The organism is Aeromonas ichthyocola, assembly GCF_046087985.1.
Taxonomy (GTDB): domain Bacteria; phylum Pseudomonadota; class Gammaproteobacteria; order Enterobacterales; family Aeromonadaceae; genus Aeromonas; species Aeromonas rivipollensis.
Map to the genome: position 1 here is coordinate 1 of NZ_JBJSWH010000008.1, position 15,546 is coordinate 15,546.

Here is a 15,546-nt window from a genome sequence, read left to right on the forward strand (position 1 = left end):
GCCTGATGAAAAAAGGGACCGTTAAGGTCCCTTTTTCTATTGCTGCCCGCACTCAATAGAGGCGATGGCTGATGCCGTTGAGCAGCCGCGACAATCCCTTGGTGAAGTGGACGGGTGCGTCCTGCACCGTGTAGCAGAGGCAGCCGTCCGGGGTGTGCGGGCTGTGGGCGTGACTGGCGTCGCGCCAGATGAAGTCCCCCGCCTGATAGCAGATGTCCCCCTCCTGCATGTTGCCTGCCAGCAGCAGGGTCAGCTCATAGCCCTTGTGGGTATGCTCGGGGATGCGGCCACCGGCCTCGATGTGGAGCAGGCTGGCGCGGGCCCCCATCTCGTCGAGCGGCAGGCTGTGCTGGCGAATGGCGCCCACATGGCGCCACTTGGGCGCATGGTGGCGGGCCAGCACCCGTGGCAGCCGGTAGGATTGGCCCGCGACCCGCAACTCGGGGGCCGGCCGCACCTGCTGCGCTAGCTCGGCCACGGTCGCCACGGGCTGTTGCAGTATCTCCGCCAGCATGGCGTCGAGCCCGGCCGGCAGACCCTGGTCCTGGGAGGCCAACTCAGGCTCTGCTGGCGAGGCCAGGAGCTGGTTCGCCAGCTCAGCCTCAAGGGTCTGTACCTGGGCGGCACACTCGGGGCAGAGCTCGCAATGGGCGGAGACACCGACGGCCAGCGGCAGGGGCAACTCGTCGGCGGCGAAGGCGCGCAACATGAGTTCGGTCGGATGGGTCTTAATCATGGCCTTGCTCCACTTGCTCTTTCAGTTTCTGTAATGCCAGCCGGAGGCGGGACTTGATGGTCCCGAGCGGGACGCCCAGCCTGTCGGCCAGCTCCTGCTGGGAAAACTCCTGCAGATAGATGCCGCGCACCACCTGTTGTTGCGGCTCCGGCAGAGTGGCGAGGTAATCTGCCATCTGGCGGGTCAGCACGGCGTCCTCCCCGCCGCTCAGGTGCTCCTCTTCCGCCCTGAACTCCAGCAGGGGCCACAGCTCCTCGGCGCAGAGATCCTCCTTGCTGGCGCGGCGGCGCCGCAGCATGTCGAAACTCTGGTTGCGCATCACTGTGTAGATCCAGGTGGTCGGCGCCCCCTTCTCGGGGTGATAGAGCCGAGCCTTCTGCCACACCAGCAGCATGGTCTCCTGCACCAGCTCGAGGGCGTTGGCCTCGCTGCCGAGGTGGCGCATCCCATAGCTGCGGATGCGCGGCGCGAAGTGGTGGAACAGGGTGGCGAAGGCGACCTTGTCGCCATGTTCGGCCACCCGAATGAGAAGAGACGTCAGATCGCCATCTGGGTTGTCCATGGGGGGCGATATCCTGCGTGGAGCCGATTGTGGTTGGCCAGTATATGCCATTGCGCCATCCCTTGAGTGTTGCTGTCATCACCATTACGACGGGCGGGGCAAAAGGATCACCGGGGACGGGAATTCAGTGGCTCGCGACCAGCAGGCCACTCAGCAGGGAGAGGGCGGGCTGGTTATCCTTGGCCGCAACCAGCCACTGCTTCTGCTCCACCGGGATGGGCAGTACCTCCAGCCAACGCTGGGCTACCCAGCTGGCGTCGTCCCAGTCGGGCTCGGGGTAGAGGGCAGCGTATTCCGGGTAGTCGTTGAACACATCCTGCAGCGCCTTGGCCAGGGTGTGCTGGTCGGCCTTGAGCCGGCCGCTCTGCCAGGGGGGCAGCGGCTCCACCTCACCCACCCGCAGGCCGTCAGGCTCCTGCCACAGATCGACTATCCTGACCCGCTCCACCCCGAGCACGGTGATGCCGAGCAGGCCGTCCGGCAGCAGATCGAAATCGATGATCCGCACCCGGGTGGCGATGGGATACATGTTGCGCATGGCGTCGGGCTGGCGGGGGTCCAGCATGCAGAGCGCAAACTCCCGCTCCCGCACCTCGGCTATCATGCGCTGATACCTGGGCTCGAAGATGCGCAGCGGCATTATGCCACCGGGCAGCAGGTGGGCGGAGAGTGGAAACAGCACCAGTGTCATCGGGATCGTCCTCTAGCGACTTCCTCTAAGGATACGACCGCCGGACGGCGCGGGATCATTCAGACCAAATTGGAATAAATAACCCCTTAACAATCAGGGGGAAATAGCCTGGACAAGCCGCTTCGATATGCAGTAGAAATGGATAACCACCACTTATTCAAATCAATATTCTGCAATGTGGTGAAAAACGCAGTGAAATATCCGCCACCCCAAGGGGGTCGGGCCATTCCTATAGTTTTCTCGGCCCGATGCGGGTAAAATTCACGCCCTTATCCAGTCAGTCATTTTTCGACGCGCAACCTCGGTGGTCAGTTATGAAAGAGCATATTCATCATCTACTTGAACAAACGGTAGCCAATCTCAAGTCCGCAGGCGTGTTGCCAGCCGACCTGGAAGCCCGGGTGCAAGTAGACCGATGCAAGGAGAAGGCTCACGGCGACCTGGCCACCAACCTGGCCATGCTGCTGGCCAAACCGGCCCGCAAGAACCCCCGTGAGCTGGCCGCTGCCATCATAGAGCACCTGCCCGCCTCCGATCTGATCGCCAAGGTCGAGATCGCCGGTCCCGGCTTCATCAACTTCTTCTTCGACCCGAGCTGGCTGGCCGGTCAGGTGGAAGCCATGGTGACCAGTGCCAACGCCAACGTGAAGCTGCCGACCCCGCAAACCGTGGTGGTGGACTACTCGGCGCCGAACGTGGCCAAGGAGATGGCGGTGCACCACATCCGCAGCACAGTCCTCGGTGACGTGGCCGCCCGCGCCCTGGAGTTCCTCGGCCACAAAGTGGTGCGTGCCAACCACATCGGCGACTGGGGCACCCAGTTCGGCATGCTGATCGCCTACCTGGAGAAGATGGCCAACGAGCACGCCTCCGACATGGAGCTCAAGGACCTGGAAGCCTTCTACACCCAGGCCAAGCGTCACTACGACGAAGACGAAGCCTTCGCCGAGCGCGCGCGCAACTACGTGGTCAAGCTGCAGGGTGGCGATGAGTACTGCCGCACCATGTGGAAGAAGCTGGTCGACATGACCATGGAGCAGAACCAGCGCAACTACGACCGCCTGAACATCTCCCTGTCCAACAAGGACATCATGGGCGAGTCCATGTACAACGACATGCTGCCCCAGATAGTGGCCGACCTTAAGGCCAAGGGCCTGGCGGTCGAGAGCGAAGGCGCGACCGTGGTCTTCCTCGACGAGTTCAAGAACAAGGATGGCGAGCCCATGGGGGTCATCATCCAGAAGAGCGATGGCGGTTTCCTCTACACCACCACCGACATCGCCTGTGCCAAGTACCGTTATGAGAGCCTGGGCGCCGACCGTGTCATGTACTTCATCGACTCCCGTCAGCACCAGCACCTGATGCAGGCCTGGACCATCACCCGCAAGGCGGGCTATGTGCCGGAATCCGTGCCGCTTGAGCACCACGCCTTCGGCATGATGCTGGGCAAGGACGGCCGCCCCTACAAGACCCGCTCCGGCGGCACCGTCAAGCTGGTCGATCTGCTGAACGAAGCCGAAGAGCGCGCGAGCGCTCTGCTGGAGAGCCGCAACAGCGATCTCAGCGCCGAAGACAAGGCCAAGGTGGTGCACGCCATCGCCATGGGCGCAGTCAAGTATGCGGATCTCTCCAAGAACCGCACCACAGACTACATCTTCGACTGGGACATGATGCTGTCGTTTGAAGGCAACACTGCCCCTTACCTGCAGTACGCCTACACCCGCATCCAGTCCATCTTCCGCAAGGCGAACATAGATGCCGAGGCCCTGACCGGCCACGTGACCCTGAACGAAGAGGCCGAAGAGGTGCTGGCCCAGAAGCTGATCCAGTTCTCCGACGCGGTCAACGGCGTGGCGGACAAGGGCATGCCGCACCTGCTGTGCACCTATCTGTACGAGCTGTCCGGCAACTTCATGACCTTCTACGAAGCCTGCCCGATCAACAAGGACGGCGTGGACGAAGCGACCCGCAACAGCCGCCTGCTGCTGTGCGCCGCCACCGCCAAGGTGCTCAAGCTGGGCCTGGGCGTGCTGGGCATCCACACCCTGGAGCGCATGTAATAGATGGCGACCCGGGATTACGTCGGCAACAGCCCGAGACGACGGGCCGGTGGTCGTAACATCAAGAAAGCGGCACCTCGCCGCTTTCCTGTTATCCCGGCACTGCTGGCCGGGGCCCTGGTCGTCGGCTTTGGCGCCTTCCTTTACCTGATCAACGGCAAGGGGGCGGATGCCCCCACCATAGAAGAGCAGGTGAAGGCCAACAAACCCAAGGCACAGGGTCACACCTTGCCCCAGGAGAAGTGGAGCTACATAGAGCGGCTGGAGAACAAGCAGGTGGACATCATAGAGCCGCCGCCCCAGCCGGGCGTGCTGCCGCCACCGCCTGCCGAGACCCTCACCCTGCAACCCGAGAAGCTGCCGCAGCCAGTACCGACCGAGATCCCCCAACCCGGGACCCCCCTCGGTCAGGTGAAGCCCTTCCAGCCGCAACCGGTGCAACCGACCAAGCCGGCCACCGGTGCCCCGGTCGCCAGCGCCCAAGAGCAGGTGATCGACCAGAAGGCCGAGCGTGAGCGGATGGAGCGGGAGATCCGTGCCGAACTGGAGCGGGAACGCGCCGAAGCAGCCAAGGCCAAGGCGGCGACCCAGACGGCGGCAGCCGACGGCGGTCGTTACATGATGCAGTGTGCCGCCCTGCGCTCTCAGGATTCCGCCGAATCGCTCAAGGCGCGCATCGCCTTCGGCGCCGGCCTCTCCTCCAGCCTGCAGGTGGTCAATGGCGCCAATGGCACCGTCTACAAGGTGATGGTGGGCCCCTTCAGCGGCAAGGCGGCCGTCGATGCGGCCAACCGCAAGCTGCAAGGCTCAGGCATCAGCGGCTGCATTCCCAAGAAAGGCTAGCCACAGAGCCAATCAAGAAGGGCCGGGGGACAACCCCGGCCCTTCTCCTTTCGACACCCCTCTCCCTCGCCGACATGGCCTCCTCCTTTCTCCCGACAACAGGCAGGCTTGAAAAGCCGGTTTGCCATCCCCATCTTTCTTGCCATGCACAGTCCGGCCGTCATTCGGCTCAAGCGAGGTAAGTAAAGTGACTACCATAGTTTCCGTCCGCCGCAACGGCCAGGTCGTGATCGGCGGTGATGGCCAGGTCTCCCTCGGCAACACCGTCATGAAGGGCAACGCCCGCAAGGTTCATCGTCTCTACAACGGCAAGGTGCTGGCAGGTTTTGCCGGCGGCACCGCCGACGCCTTCACCCTGCTCGAGCGCTTCGAAGCCAAACTGCAGGCCCATCAGGGCAACCTGGAACGCGCCGCCGTGGCGCTGGCCAAGGACTGGCGCACCGATCGCGCCCTGCGCCGCCTCGAGGCCCTGCTGGCCGTGGCCGACGAGCACAAATCCTTCATCATCACCGGCAACGGTGACGTGGTGCAGCCGGAGCATGATCTGATCGCCATCGGCAGCGGCGGCAACTTCGCCCAGTCCGCCGCCATCGCCCTGCTGGAAAACACCGAGCTGGATGCCAGGACCATAGTCGAGAAGTCCCTCAAGATTGCGGGCGACATCTGCGTCTTCACCAACGGCAACCACACCATCGAAGTGCTGGACTACAGCGCCAAGTAAGGGCGCCCGTCAGCCAACTCATTCTCCAAGGGGTGGGCCCTGCCCGCCCCGGATACAGGAACTCCATCATGTCCGAGATGACCCCGAGAGAAATCGTCCACGAGCTGGACAGACACATCATCGGTCAGGCCGATGCCAAGCGTGCGGTGGCCGTAGCCCTGCGCAACCGCTGGCGCCGGATGCAGCTCAGCGAAGAGATGCGCCATGAAGTGACCCCGAAAAACATCCTGATGATAGGCCCGACCGGGGTCGGCAAGACCGAGATCGCCCGTCGTCTGGCCAAGCTCGCCAACGCCCCCTTCATCAAGGTGGAAGCGACCAAGTTCACCGAAGTGGGCTATGTGGGCAAGGAAGTGGACAGCATCATCCGCGATCTCACCGATGTCGCCATCAAGCTGGTGCGCGAGACCGAGATGGAGAAGATGAAATACCGCGCCGAGGAAGCCGCCGAGGAGCGCATCCTCGACGCCCTGCTGCCGAACCCGCGCAACAGCTGGGGCGAGGAGGAGAAGGCCGACAACTCCAACACCCGCCAGATCTTCCGCAAGAAACTGCGGGAAGGTCAGCTGGATGACAAGGAGATAGAGCTGGATCTGGCCGCCACCCCCATGGGCGTCGACATCATGACCCCGCCGGGCATGGAAGAGATGGCCAACCAGCTGCAGGGGCTGTTCCAGAACCTGGGCCAGCAGCAGAAGAAGAAGCGCAAGATCAAGGTCAAAGAGGCCATGAAGGCGCTGATCGAAGAGGAAGCGGCCCGTCTGGTCAACCCGGAAGAGCTGAAGCAGAAAGCCATTGCCGCGGTCGAGAACAACGGCATCGTCTTCCTCGACGAGATCGACAAGATCTGCAAGCGCGGCGAGAGCTCGGGCCCCGATGTCTCCCGTGAAGGGGTACAGCGTGACCTGCTGCCGCTGGTCGAGGGTTGCACCGTCAACACCAAGCACGGCATGGTCAAGACAGACCACATACTGTTCGTCGCCTCCGGCGCCTTCCAGGTGGCCCGTCCGTCGGACCTCATCCCCGAGCTGCAGGGTCGCCTGCCGATCCGGGTCGAGCTGACCGCACTGACTACCCATGACTTCGAGCGGATCCTGACCGAGCCGAACGCCTCCCTGACCGATCAGTACCAGGCGCTGATGGCCACCGAAGGGGTCAAGATCGAGTTCACCCAGGACGGCATCCGCCGTCTGGCCGAGGCGGCCTGGCAGGTCAACGAGCGCACCGAGAACATAGGTGCCCGCCGCCTGCACACAGTGATGGAGCGCCTGATGGAAGACATCTCCTACGACGCCTCCGAGAAGTCCGGCGAGACCTTCGTCATCGACACCGACTACGTCAACGCCCACCTCGGCGCCCTGATCGAGGACGAGGATCTGAGCCGCTATATTCTGTAAGCGCCCCCCTCCCGATAAAAAACGCCTCCCTTCGCGGAGGCGTTTTTGTATGCGTTTCTGCTCCCGCTCAGGCGCTGACCAGCACCCCATCCCGGCGGCGACCCACCAGCCAGAGCGCCAGGCCAATCAGCAGGGCGCTCAGGGCGAAGAGGGCCCGGGTGCCAAACAGCAGCTCGCTGGCCAGGGTCAGGCCCTGCTCTCCCACCAGGGCGGCGAACAGGCCGCCGAGCCCGGCCACCCCGGTCAACTGGCCCAGATTGCGCGACAGGGTCAGCAGACCGGCCACGGCGCCCCGGGTCTGCTCACTCGCCCCACCCACCACGGCACTGTTGTTGGCGGTCTGGAACAGGGCATAGCCGGCGGTCAGCAGCAGTATGGGCAGCAGGTAGCCGAGCGGGCCGAACTGCCCCGCCGCCCCGGCCAGGCCTAGGGCCGCAGCCCCCATGACTGCCAGCCCCAGCCGGACCACCTGCCGCGCCCCCAGCCTGTCCACCAGCCAGCCGGCGGGCATGCCCGTCAGGGCCGCCAGCAGGGGCCCGCCCGATATCATCAGGCCGACAGTCCCGAGCTCTAGGTCGAAGACCCCCCTCAGGTAGAAGGGGCCTATGAGCAGGGTCAGCACCATGACGCTGGCCACCAGGGCGCTGGCGACAAGGCCGTTGCCAAGCCCCGGGGCCCCCAGCAGCGCCAGCGGCAACAGGGGCACAGGAGCGCGGCGCTCGCGGCGAACGAACGAGGCCGTGACCAGCAGGGCCCCCGCCCCCCACCAGAGGGCCAGGGCGCCCCCCAGAGTCAGCGCCAGGCCGTAGCAGAGCAGGGCCGCCACCAGCAGTGACAGGCTCGCGAGGTTCGTCCCCTCTTGTTGTGGCGAGGAGCCGTCCCGGGGCAGACCGAGCCGGGCACAGCCCAGCGCCAGCAGGCTGAGGGGCACCAGCAGCAGGAAGGGGGCCTGCCAGCCAAACCCGGCCGTCAGCAGGCCGCCAAAGGAGGGGCCGAGCGCAGTGCCGCAGGCCGACAGGGTACCGAGCAGCCCCATGCCCCAGCCCCGCCGCGCCGGTGGCACCAGCTGGCCCACCATGGCCAGCGCCAGGGAGAGCATGCAGGCTGCAGCTACTCCCTGCAGGGCACGGGCCGCGATCAGCCAGCCCATGGTCGGCGCCAGGGCGCACAGCAACGAGGCCAGCGCAAAGAGCCCCAGCCCCAGGAGCAGCAGGCGACGCCGACCGAACCTGTCCCCCAGTCGGCCGGCCACCACAGTCAGGCAGGTGATCCCCAGCAGATAGGCCACCAGCACCCACTGCAGGCTGGCAAAGGACACCCCGAAGGCCTGCCCAAGGGCGGGCAGCACCATGTTGGCCAGACTCCCCCCCAGCATGGGCAGCAGGGTGGCTAGGCCGAGTGCCAGCAGGCCGAGACGGCGAGCGGCAGGGGTCGGAAGGGGCTTGGGCTGTGACATGGCACTGTCTCCGGCAGAGGATGATGTCACAAGGCTAGCGGGGGGCATGAGCCGGCGGAAGACGCACGACTTGCAGCTTATAGCTGCACGAGACGCCATATGAAAAGCGGGGTTCTCGCGTATGATGAAGCCAACCGACCGTCATGGGTCATCACCCGGGATCCCCGGCTCGGCGAGGGCAATGCCATGAATACCCCCGACTTCAATCTGCTGCTGACCCTGGATGCCCTGCTGGACGAGGGCAGCGTGGCCGGTGCCGCCAGACGACTCTCCTTGAGCCCCTCCGCCATGAGCCGGGCCCTGGCCAGGCTGCGGGAGACCACGGGTGACCCCCTGCTGGTCAGGGCGGGCCGGGGTCTGGTGCCCACGCCGCGTGCCCTGGCCCTGCGCGCCCAGGTCAGCCAGCTGGTGCAGGAGGCGCATGCCGTGCTGCGCCCCCAGCAGGAGATAGACCCGGCCCGGCTGGTGCGCACCTTCCGCCTGAGATCCAGCGACGGCTTCGTGGAGGCGGTCGGCCCTGCCCTGCTGGCCCGGCTCGCTGCCGAGGCCCCTGGGGTCAGGCTGCACTTCCTGGCCAAACCCGACAAGGGAAGCCGCCCCCTGCGCAGCGGCGAGCTGGATTTCGAAACCGGCGTCATAGGCGCAGAGACGGCGCCCGAGCTGCGTACCCAGGCGCTGTTTCAGGACCACTTCGTCGCCGTGGTGCGTCCGGGCCACCCCCTGTGCGAGGGTACCCTGACCGCCCCCCGCTATGCCGCCGCCCGCCACATACTGGTGTCACGGCGCGGGCTGGAGCAGGGCCCCATAGACGAGGCCCTGGCGCACCTCGGGCTGGCACGGGAGGCGGCGACCCTGGTCCCCGGCTTTGCTACTGCCCTGGCCCTGGTGCGGGACAGCGACCTGGTGGCGACGGTGCCCGAGCGGCACTGCTCCGCCCTGCACGCCGATCTGGTGACCCTGCCCCTGCCCTTCCCGCTGGCAGGGATCAGGGTCGCCCTGATCTGGCACCCCAGTCAGGACGCCGACCCGGCTCACCGCTGGCTGCGCACCCTCATCCGCGAGACCTGCGCCCAGGCCCCCTATGGAGGGGACACCAGAGACAGCTGATCCCCCCGGCGGCAGCCAAATCCACCTCCTGGCCGCCCGGGGTGCACGGTGCGGCCGCCCGGGGAGCACGGCGCGGCCGCCCGAAATTCCGAGGGTTCCGGCCCGCTGCACCCGCCTTTCCCCTTCTTCACGCAGAGCCGTGAGGCGCCGCTCACCCTTGTTCAAAAAAAGATCGGCCCGCCCCCTTCCTTCGATTTTATACGAGCGTATAATTCAGATCAAAATCTGTGCAACAGGAGCGCTGTTAGATGCACCCCACTCGTCAAAAACTGCTCGATACGGGCCTGGCGATCGCCACCGACAAGGGGCTGCGCGGCCTCACTGTGCGCGAGCTGGCGGCGGCGGCCGAGGTCAATCTCGGCACCTTCGTCTATCACTTTGGCAACCGCGACACCTTCATCGACGAGCTGGTGGAGCTCTGGTACGCCCCCCTCTTTGATGAGCTCAAGGCGGTGGCCGCCCGCGGCACCTACCCCTCTGCCCTGGCGACCTTCGAGGCCACCATGGTGGCGGTGATCGCCCTGGTGGCGCGCCAGCGCAGCTTCATCAACCATCTGTTTGGCGATGCCCTGGCCGGCGAGAACGCTGCCCAGCGCTTTCTGCTGAGCCTGCCGCGCCGCCACCCCCTGCTGCTGCTCGAACAAGTGCGCAATGCGCAGGCGGAGGGCTCCCTGGTGGCGGGCCACCCGCTGCAGCTGATGATCTTCATCATGGGCTCCGTCGGTCTGCCCCTGGTGATCGCCGGTGGTGGTCGCCAGCTCGGCTGGCTGCCCCCGGAGGCGGCGCCGTTTTTGTCCCAGATAGACGATCCCGAGGCCGCCCGGCAACGCCTGACGTGGGCCCTGCGCGGCCTGCGCCGCTCCAAAGGAGATCCCGCATGAAACAACCCATCGCCATTCTGGCCGTGCTGCTGACCCTGCTCAGTGGCTACCTCGGGTGGCAGGGCCGCCCCCAAGGAGATCCCGCATGAAACAACGCATCGCCATCCTGGCCCTGCTGCTGGCCCTGATCGGAGGCTACCTCTGGTGGCAGGGCCGCCCGGCCGACGGCTCCATCCTCTACGGCAACGTCGACATCCGCGATGTGAACCTGGCGTTCAGGGTCGGCGGCAGGGTCAGCGAGGTGCTGGTCGATGAGGGGGATAGCGTAAAAGCAGGCCAATTGCTGGCCCGCCTCGATCCCGTGCCCCTCGCCCACGAACGCGACAGCGCCCGAGCCAATCTGGCCGCGATCGAAGCGGCCAACGCCTTGGTGCACAAGGGGTATCGCAGGGAAGAGACTGACAGGGCTCGGGCCGAGCTGGCCGCTGCCGAGGCGGCCGCCCTCGAGGCAGAGCAGCAGTGGCGTCGCCAGAGTGCGCTGGCGGCGACCGGTGCCATCTCCCGTGGTCAGCTCGACAGCGCCCGCTCCCAGCGGGATCAGACCCAGGCCCAGGTGCGCTCCGCACGCGAGCAGCTCGGCCAGCTCGAGACCGGTTATCGCCCCGAAGAAATTGCCCAGTCCGATGCCCAGCTGCAAGGGGCCAAAGCGGCGCTGGCCAGTGCCGAACTGGCGCTCGCCGACGCCGTGCTGACAACCCCCAGCGACGGCATCCTCCTCACCCGCGCCATAGAGACCGGCAGCATGGTGCAGCCGGGAGCCACCGCCTTCAACCTCTCACTGACAGCGCCTGTCTGGGTACGCGCCTATGTGGAGGAGCCCTGGCTAGGCCACTTCCCGAGCGGCGCCAAGGTGACCCTTATTACCGACTCAAGGCCGGACCAGCCCTATCAGGGGGTGGTGGGCTTTGTCTCCCCTACCGCCGAGTTCACCCCCAAATCGGTGGAGACGCCGGATCTTCGCACCCACCTGGTCTACCGGCTGCGCATAGTGGTGCAGGATCCTGACTCTGCACTGCGCCAGGGGATGCCGGTCACCGTCAGGCTGCAGCCATGAACGCCGCCATCCAGCTCGCCGGGCTCACCAAGTGCTTCGGCGATCGGGTGGCCCTCAACGCCATCTCGGCCACCATTCCGAGCGGCGGCATCACGGGTCTGGTGGGGCCGGACGGAGCTGGCAAGAGCACACTGCTGCGCCTGCTGGCCGGCCTGCTGGTACCGGAGGCCGGGGAAATCCGGGTGCTGGGGCTGGATCCGGTACGCGAGGGGGATGCCCTGCGTCAGCGGCTCGGCTACATGCCCCAGCAGTTCGGGCTCTACGAGGATCTCAGCGTGCAGGAGAACCTCAACCTCTATGCTGACTTGCGCGGGGTGCTGGAGCCAGAGCGCAGCCCCACCTTCGAGCGCCTGCTCGCCTTCACCGATCTCGCCCGCTTCACCGCACGGCCGGCGGGCAAGCTGTCGGGGGGGATGAAGCAGAAGCTCGGGCTGGCCTGCGCCCTGCTCGGCACCCCGGACGTGCTGCTGCTCGACGAGCCCGGGGTCGGGGTCGATCCCATCTCCCGCCGCGCCCTCTGGAAGATGGTGCGCGAGCTGGCCCAGGGAGGCATGACGGTGCTCTGGAGCACAGCCTACCTCGATGAGGCCGAGCTGTGCGACCACGTGCTGCTGATGGCGGACGGCGAGGTGCGCACCAGCGGCACCCCGGCGACACTCATGGGGGCCATGGCGAGCCGCTGCTGGTTGCTGGAAGCCGGAGAACTGGACGGCCGGGAGCGGCGCGCCTTGCTACGCCGCGCCCTGGCCCACCCGGCGGTGATGGACGGCACTGTGGCGGGGGAGCGGGTGCGTCTGCTGCTGCACCCGGGAATGACGCCCCCGCCGCTGGCAGAACTGCAACTGACCAACGGCGCCTTTCAACCGGCCCCGCCCCGGCTGGAGGATGCCTTTATCGATCTGCTGGGGGGCGGCCCGGGTGGGGAATCCAGCCTGGCGCAGCTGATGCGCGAGGCCAGCCTGCCCGAGGGGGTCTCCCAGGAGGCGGTGATCGAGGCTCGCCGCCTCACCAAGCGTTTCGGCGATTTCACCGCCACCGACGACGTCAGCTTCGCGGTGCGCCGGGGGGAGATCTTCGGCCTGCTCGGCCCCAACGGCGCAGGCAAGTCCACCACCTTCAAGATGGAGTGCGGCCTGCTGCGCCCAAGCAGCGGGCAGGCGCTGGTGACCGGCATCGATCTGGCCCGCAGCCCCTCGGCGGCGCGTCAGCACCTCGGCTACATGGCCCAGAAGTTCTCCCTCTACAAGCAGCTCACCGTGGCCCAGAACCTGTCGTTCTTCGCCGGCATCTACGGCCTGTTCGGTCGCCAGCAGCAGACGCGCATCGACGCCATGGTGAAGGCGTTCGCCCTCGGCCCTTGGCTCGGCCAGCAGACGGAATCCCTGCCCCTTGGCCTGCGCCAGCGCCTGTCCCTCGCCTGCGCCCTGCTCCACGAGCCGCCGCTGCTGTTCCTCGACGAGCCCACCTCGGGGGTCGATCCTGTGACCCGGCGGGAGTTCTGGTCCCACATCAACGCCCTGGCCGATCACGGGGTCACAGTGCTGGTCACCACCCACTTCATGGACGAGGCGGAGTATTGCGACCGCATCGCTCTCATCTACCGCGGTCGCCTGCTGGCGCTCGGCACCCCGGACGAACTCAAGGCCAGTGCCGCCGGAGGCAACCCCCTCTCCCTGCCAACCTCTTCATTACCAACGATGGAAGAGGCCTTTATCACGCTAGTCGAGCAGGCCAGTGAGGAGGACGCATGAGCATCAACCGCCGCCGTCTGCTGGCCCTGTGCCACAAGGAGTCCCTGCAAATCGTGCGCGACCCCAGCAGCATCCTCATCGCCTTCATCATGCCCGTGGTGCTGCTGGTGGTGATGGGCTACGCCATCAACCTGGATGTGGACCACCTGCGACTCGGCATCTGGCGCACCGACGGCGGCGCCCCGGCCATCCGCCTCGAACAGGCCCTGCGCGGCTCGAACGCCCTTGAGGTGAAGGGCGGTCCGAGCAAGGAGGCGCTGCTCAAGAGCCTTGAGCGCGGCGAGATCCGCGGCCTGCTGGTGATCGACGAGGGGTTCTCCCGTGCCATGGCGGGCCAGGGCGGCGGCACCCCCAGGGTCTTGCTGCTCACCGACGGCTCTGAACCCAACACGGCGAACTTCGTCACCAACTACGTGCAGGGGATCTGGCAGGGGTGGCTCGTCAGGGAGGGCGTCTCTCTGCCGGTGGCGGTGGAGAGCCGCGCCTGGTTCAACCCGGCCCTGGTGAGCCGCAACTTCCTGGTGCCCGGGTCCATCGCCGTGGTGATGACCATCATAGGCGCCCTGCTCACCTCCCTGGTGGTGGCCAGGGAGTGGGAGCGCGGCACCATGGAGGCGCTGCTCGCCACCCCGGTGACCAAGACAGAGCTGCTGCTCTCCAAGCTGTTGCCCTACTACGGGCTCGGCATCGCCGCCATGCTCATCTGCCTGCTCTTCTCGGTGGCCGTGATGGGGGTGCCCTGGCGCGGCTCGCTGATCTCCCTGTTCGTGCTCACCACCCTGTTTCTCGGCAGCGCCCTCGGGCTCGGGCTCTTTCTCTCCACAGTGATGCGCAGCCAGTTCAACGCCGCCCAGGCCGCGCTGACGGCGGCGTTTCTGCCGGCCATGATGCTCTCGGGTTTCGTGTTCGAAATCGCCAGCATGCCGCCCCTGCTGCGAGCCATCACCCACCTCATTCCGGCCCGCTACTTCGCGAGCTCGTTGCAGACCCTCTACCAGGCGGGCAACGTGCTCTCCATCCTGCTGGTCAACGGCGTCTGCCTGTTGCTGCTGGCCGCCTTCTGGCTGGCCCTCACCGCCCGCAAGACGCGGCGCACCCTGGAGTAAACATGCTGATCCGACTCTGGTGGCTGATCCGAAAAGAGTTGCAGGCCCTGATGGGCAATACCCAGGGACGCTTCCTGCTCATCATGCCGGTGCTGCTGCAAACGGCCCTCTTCCCCTTCGCCGCCACCCTGGAGGTGACCGGCAACACCCTGGCCATCTACGACCAGGATGGGGGGGCGCAGAGCCGGGAGCTCATCGAGCGCCTCACCCACATGCCCGCCTTCACCACTGTGATGCCGGTGACGGGCGAGGCAGGGATGACAGATGCCATCACTGGGCAGCAGGCCCTGATCGGCCTCATCATTCCGCAGGATTTCTCCCGCAGTCTGGCGCGCGGCGACACCGCCAAGGTGCAACTGATCATCGACGGGCGCCGCTCCAACGGGGGTCAGGTGGCGGCGGGCTACATCAATCAGGTGATCGCCCGCTGGCAGAGCGAGGGCAAGGGGCTGCCGGAGCTCACGGTGCGCCACCTCTACAACCCCAACATAGAGTTCAGCTGGCACATACTGCCCTCCCTGGTGGCCATCATCACCACCATAGGCTGCCTCATCGTCACCGCCCTGTCGGTGGCCCGGGAGCGGGAAGAGGGCACCTTCGACCAGTTGCTGGTCTCCCCCCTCACCGCGGGCTGGATCATGGCGGGCAAGGCGGTGCCAGGCATTCTGGTGGCGGTGGGCCAGGGCACCATAGTCGCGTTGGCGGCCCGCTTCCTCTATCAGGTGCCGTTTGGCGGCAGCACCACGCTGCTGATGGCGGGCATGGTCTGCTACGGCCTGGCGCTGGCGGGGATAGGGCTCTTCGTCTCGTCCCTCTGCTCGACCCAGCAGCAGGCGTTTCTCGGGGTCTTCTCCTTCATGGTGCCGGCGGTGATCCTCTCCGGCTATGTCTCCCCCATCGAGAACATGCCGCTGTTGTTCCAGTGGCTGGCGGCCGTGGATCCCCTCAGCCACTTCATCCTGCTGCTCAAGGGGGTCTTCCTCAAGGATCTCGGCTGGTCGGCGGCCTGGCCCCTGCTCTGGCCCCTGCTCGCCATCGCCGGTGTCTCCCTCTCCCTGGCGCTGGCCATGTTCCGCCGCCATATCGCCTGATGACCCGGCCCCTGCCAGGGGTCGGGCCCTTGCCCGCCATACCGGCACTCGACCGGGGCCAGCAGCCACGCCGGGTACGGAAACCGTCAA

The 15,546-nt window shown here is 66.3% G+C and carries 14 protein-coding genes; 10 read left to right on the forward strand and 4 right to left on the reverse strand.

Features of this window, described 5'->3' with window-relative positions:
- Window positions 1-52: 52 nt before the first annotated feature.
- From ACF2JD_RS20315 to ACF2JD_RS20325, 3 genes are all read right to left on the reverse strand, one after another.
- On the reverse strand, window positions 53-736 hold the full coding sequence (locus ACF2JD_RS20315; protein ID WP_440988084.1) for a ChrR family anti-sigma-E factor: 684 nt from the start codon (window positions 734-736) through the stop codon (window positions 53-55).
- Window positions 729-1,298: a sigma-70 family RNA polymerase sigma factor gene (locus tag ACF2JD_RS20320; protein ID WP_025328693.1), complete on the reverse strand. Its 570-nt coding sequence runs from the start codon at window positions 1,296-1,298 to the stop codon at window positions 729-731. The genes ACF2JD_RS20315 and ACF2JD_RS20320 overlap by 8 nt, the downstream gene beginning before the upstream one ends.
- 124 nt (window positions 1,299-1,422) lie before the next feature.
- Window positions 1,423-1,989, reverse strand: coding sequence for an LON peptidase substrate-binding domain-containing protein (locus tag ACF2JD_RS20325; RefSeq protein WP_025328694.1), 567 nt, complete (start codon window positions 1,987-1,989; stop codon window positions 1,423-1,425).
- A 314-nt stretch (window positions 1,990-2,303) separates the two neighbouring features.
- On the opposite strand from ACF2JD_RS20325, the gene argS reads away from it, so the two are divergent.
- From argS to hslU, 4 genes are all read left to right on the forward strand, one after another.
- Window positions 2,304-4,049: an arginine--tRNA ligase gene (gene argS / locus ACF2JD_RS20330; RefSeq protein ID WP_234676377.1), complete on the forward strand. Its 1,746-nt coding sequence runs from the start codon at window positions 2,304-2,306 to the stop codon at window positions 4,047-4,049.
- Window positions 4,050-4,052: 3 nt separating this feature from the next.
- Window positions 4,053-4,892 carry an SPOR domain-containing protein gene (locus tag ACF2JD_RS20335; protein WP_168236021.1) on the forward strand — a complete coding sequence of 280 codons (840 nt, stop codon included), beginning with the start codon at window positions 4,053-4,055 and terminating at the stop codon, window positions 4,890-4,892.
- A 187-nt stretch (window positions 4,893-5,079) separates the two neighbouring features.
- Window positions 5,080-5,613, forward strand: coding sequence for an ATP-dependent protease subunit HslV (gene hslV / locus ACF2JD_RS20340; RefSeq protein WP_005340772.1), 534 nt, complete (start codon window positions 5,080-5,082; stop codon window positions 5,611-5,613).
- 68 nt (window positions 5,614-5,681) lie between these two features.
- Entirely contained in the window at window positions 5,682-7,010 is a 1,329-nt protein-coding gene (gene hslU, locus ACF2JD_RS20345; RefSeq protein WP_005328414.1) for an HslU--HslV peptidase ATPase subunit, read from the forward strand.
- Window positions 7,011-7,077: 67 nt separating this feature from the next.
- Here hslU and ACF2JD_RS20350 read toward each other — a convergent pair whose 3' ends face one another.
- Window positions 7,078-8,466 carry an MFS transporter gene (locus ACF2JD_RS20350; protein ID WP_440988085.1) on the reverse strand — a complete coding sequence of 463 codons (1,389 nt, stop codon included), beginning with the start codon at window positions 8,464-8,466 and terminating at the stop codon, window positions 7,078-7,080.
- Between the two features lie 186 nt (window positions 8,467-8,652).
- Here ACF2JD_RS20350 and ACF2JD_RS20355 point away from each other — a divergent pair, with 186 nt between their 5' ends.
- The 6 genes from ACF2JD_RS20355 (at window position 8,653) to ACF2JD_RS20380 (ending at window position 15,456) form a co-directional block, all read left to right on the forward strand.
- On the forward strand, window positions 8,653-9,573 hold the full coding sequence (locus tag ACF2JD_RS20355) for a LysR substrate-binding domain-containing protein (protein ID WP_440988119.1): 921 nt from the start codon (window positions 8,653-8,655) through the stop codon (window positions 9,571-9,573).
- A 248-nt stretch (window positions 9,574-9,821) separates the two neighbouring features.
- Window positions 9,822-10,454, forward strand: a complete 633-nt coding sequence (locus tag ACF2JD_RS20360; protein ID WP_440988086.1) for a TetR family transcriptional regulator — start codon at window positions 9,822-9,824, stop codon at window positions 10,452-10,454.
- An 85-nt stretch (window positions 10,455-10,539) separates the two neighbouring features.
- A complete protein-coding gene (gene hlyD / locus ACF2JD_RS20365) occupies window positions 10,540-11,508 on the forward strand; it encodes a secretion protein HlyD (protein WP_440988087.1) in 969 nt (322 codons plus the stop codon).
- Window positions 11,505-13,259, forward strand: coding sequence for an ATP-binding cassette domain-containing protein (locus tag ACF2JD_RS20370; RefSeq protein WP_440988088.1), 1,755 nt, complete (start codon window positions 11,505-11,507; stop codon window positions 13,257-13,259). Before hlyD ends, ACF2JD_RS20370 begins: the two co-directional genes overlap by 4 nt.
- Window positions 13,256-14,365, forward strand: a complete 1,110-nt coding sequence (locus tag ACF2JD_RS20375) for an ABC transporter permease (protein ID WP_215783380.1) — start codon at window positions 13,256-13,258, stop codon at window positions 14,363-14,365. Before ACF2JD_RS20370 ends, ACF2JD_RS20375 begins: the two co-directional genes overlap by 4 nt.
- Before the next feature lie 2 nt (window positions 14,366-14,367).
- Window positions 14,368-15,456 carry an ABC transporter permease gene (locus ACF2JD_RS20380; protein WP_215783379.1) on the forward strand — a complete coding sequence of 363 codons (1,089 nt, stop codon included), beginning with the start codon at window positions 14,368-14,370 and terminating at the stop codon, window positions 15,454-15,456.
- Window positions 15,457-15,546: the final 90 nt, after the last annotated feature.

What these genes read in the sequence shown, in the direction of transcription:
- ACF2JD_RS20350 (WP_440988085.1), bottom strand. Translation starts at nt 8,466, where the DNA reads ATGTCACAGCCCAAGCCCCTTCCGACCCCTGCCGCTCGCCGTCTCGGC.
- ACF2JD_RS20380 (WP_215783379.1), top strand. Translation starts at nt 14,368, where the DNA reads ATGCTGATCCGACTCTGGTGGCTGATCCGAAAAGAGTTGCAGGCCCTG.
- ACF2JD_RS20360 (WP_440988086.1), top strand. Translation starts at nt 9,822, where the DNA reads ATGCACCCCACTCGTCAAAAACTGCTCGATACGGGCCTGGCGATCGCC.
- hslU (WP_005328414.1), top strand. Translation starts at nt 5,682, where the DNA reads ATGTCCGAGATGACCCCGAGAGAAATCGTCCACGAGCTGGACAGACAC.
- ACF2JD_RS20315 (WP_440988084.1), bottom strand. Translation starts at nt 736, where the DNA reads ATGATTAAGACCCATCCGACCGAACTCATGTTGCGCGCCTTCGCCGCC.
- ACF2JD_RS20335 (WP_168236021.1), top strand. Translation starts at nt 4,053, where the DNA reads ATGGCGACCCGGGATTACGTCGGCAACAGCCCGAGACGACGGGCCGGT.
- ACF2JD_RS20355 (WP_440988119.1), top strand. Translation starts at nt 8,653, where the DNA reads ATGAATACCCCCGACTTCAATCTGCTGCTGACCCTGGATGCCCTGCTG.
- ACF2JD_RS20325 (WP_025328694.1), bottom strand. Translation starts at nt 1,989, where the DNA reads ATGACACTGGTGCTGTTTCCACTCTCCGCCCACCTGCTGCCCGGTGGC.
- argS (WP_234676377.1), top strand. Translation starts at nt 2,304, where the DNA reads ATGAAAGAGCATATTCATCATCTACTTGAACAAACGGTAGCCAATCTC.
- ACF2JD_RS20370 (WP_440988088.1), top strand. Translation starts at nt 11,505, where the DNA reads ATGAACGCCGCCATCCAGCTCGCCGGGCTCACCAAGTGCTTCGGCGAT.
- hlyD (WP_440988087.1), top strand. Translation starts at nt 10,540, where the DNA reads ATGAAACAACGCATCGCCATCCTGGCCCTGCTGCTGGCCCTGATCGGA.
- ACF2JD_RS20320 (WP_025328693.1), bottom strand. Translation starts at nt 1,298, where the DNA reads ATGGACAACCCAGATGGCGATCTGACGTCTCTTCTCATTCGGGTGGCC.
- ACF2JD_RS20375 (WP_215783380.1), top strand. Translation starts at nt 13,256, where the DNA reads ATGAGCATCAACCGCCGCCGTCTGCTGGCCCTGTGCCACAAGGAGTCC.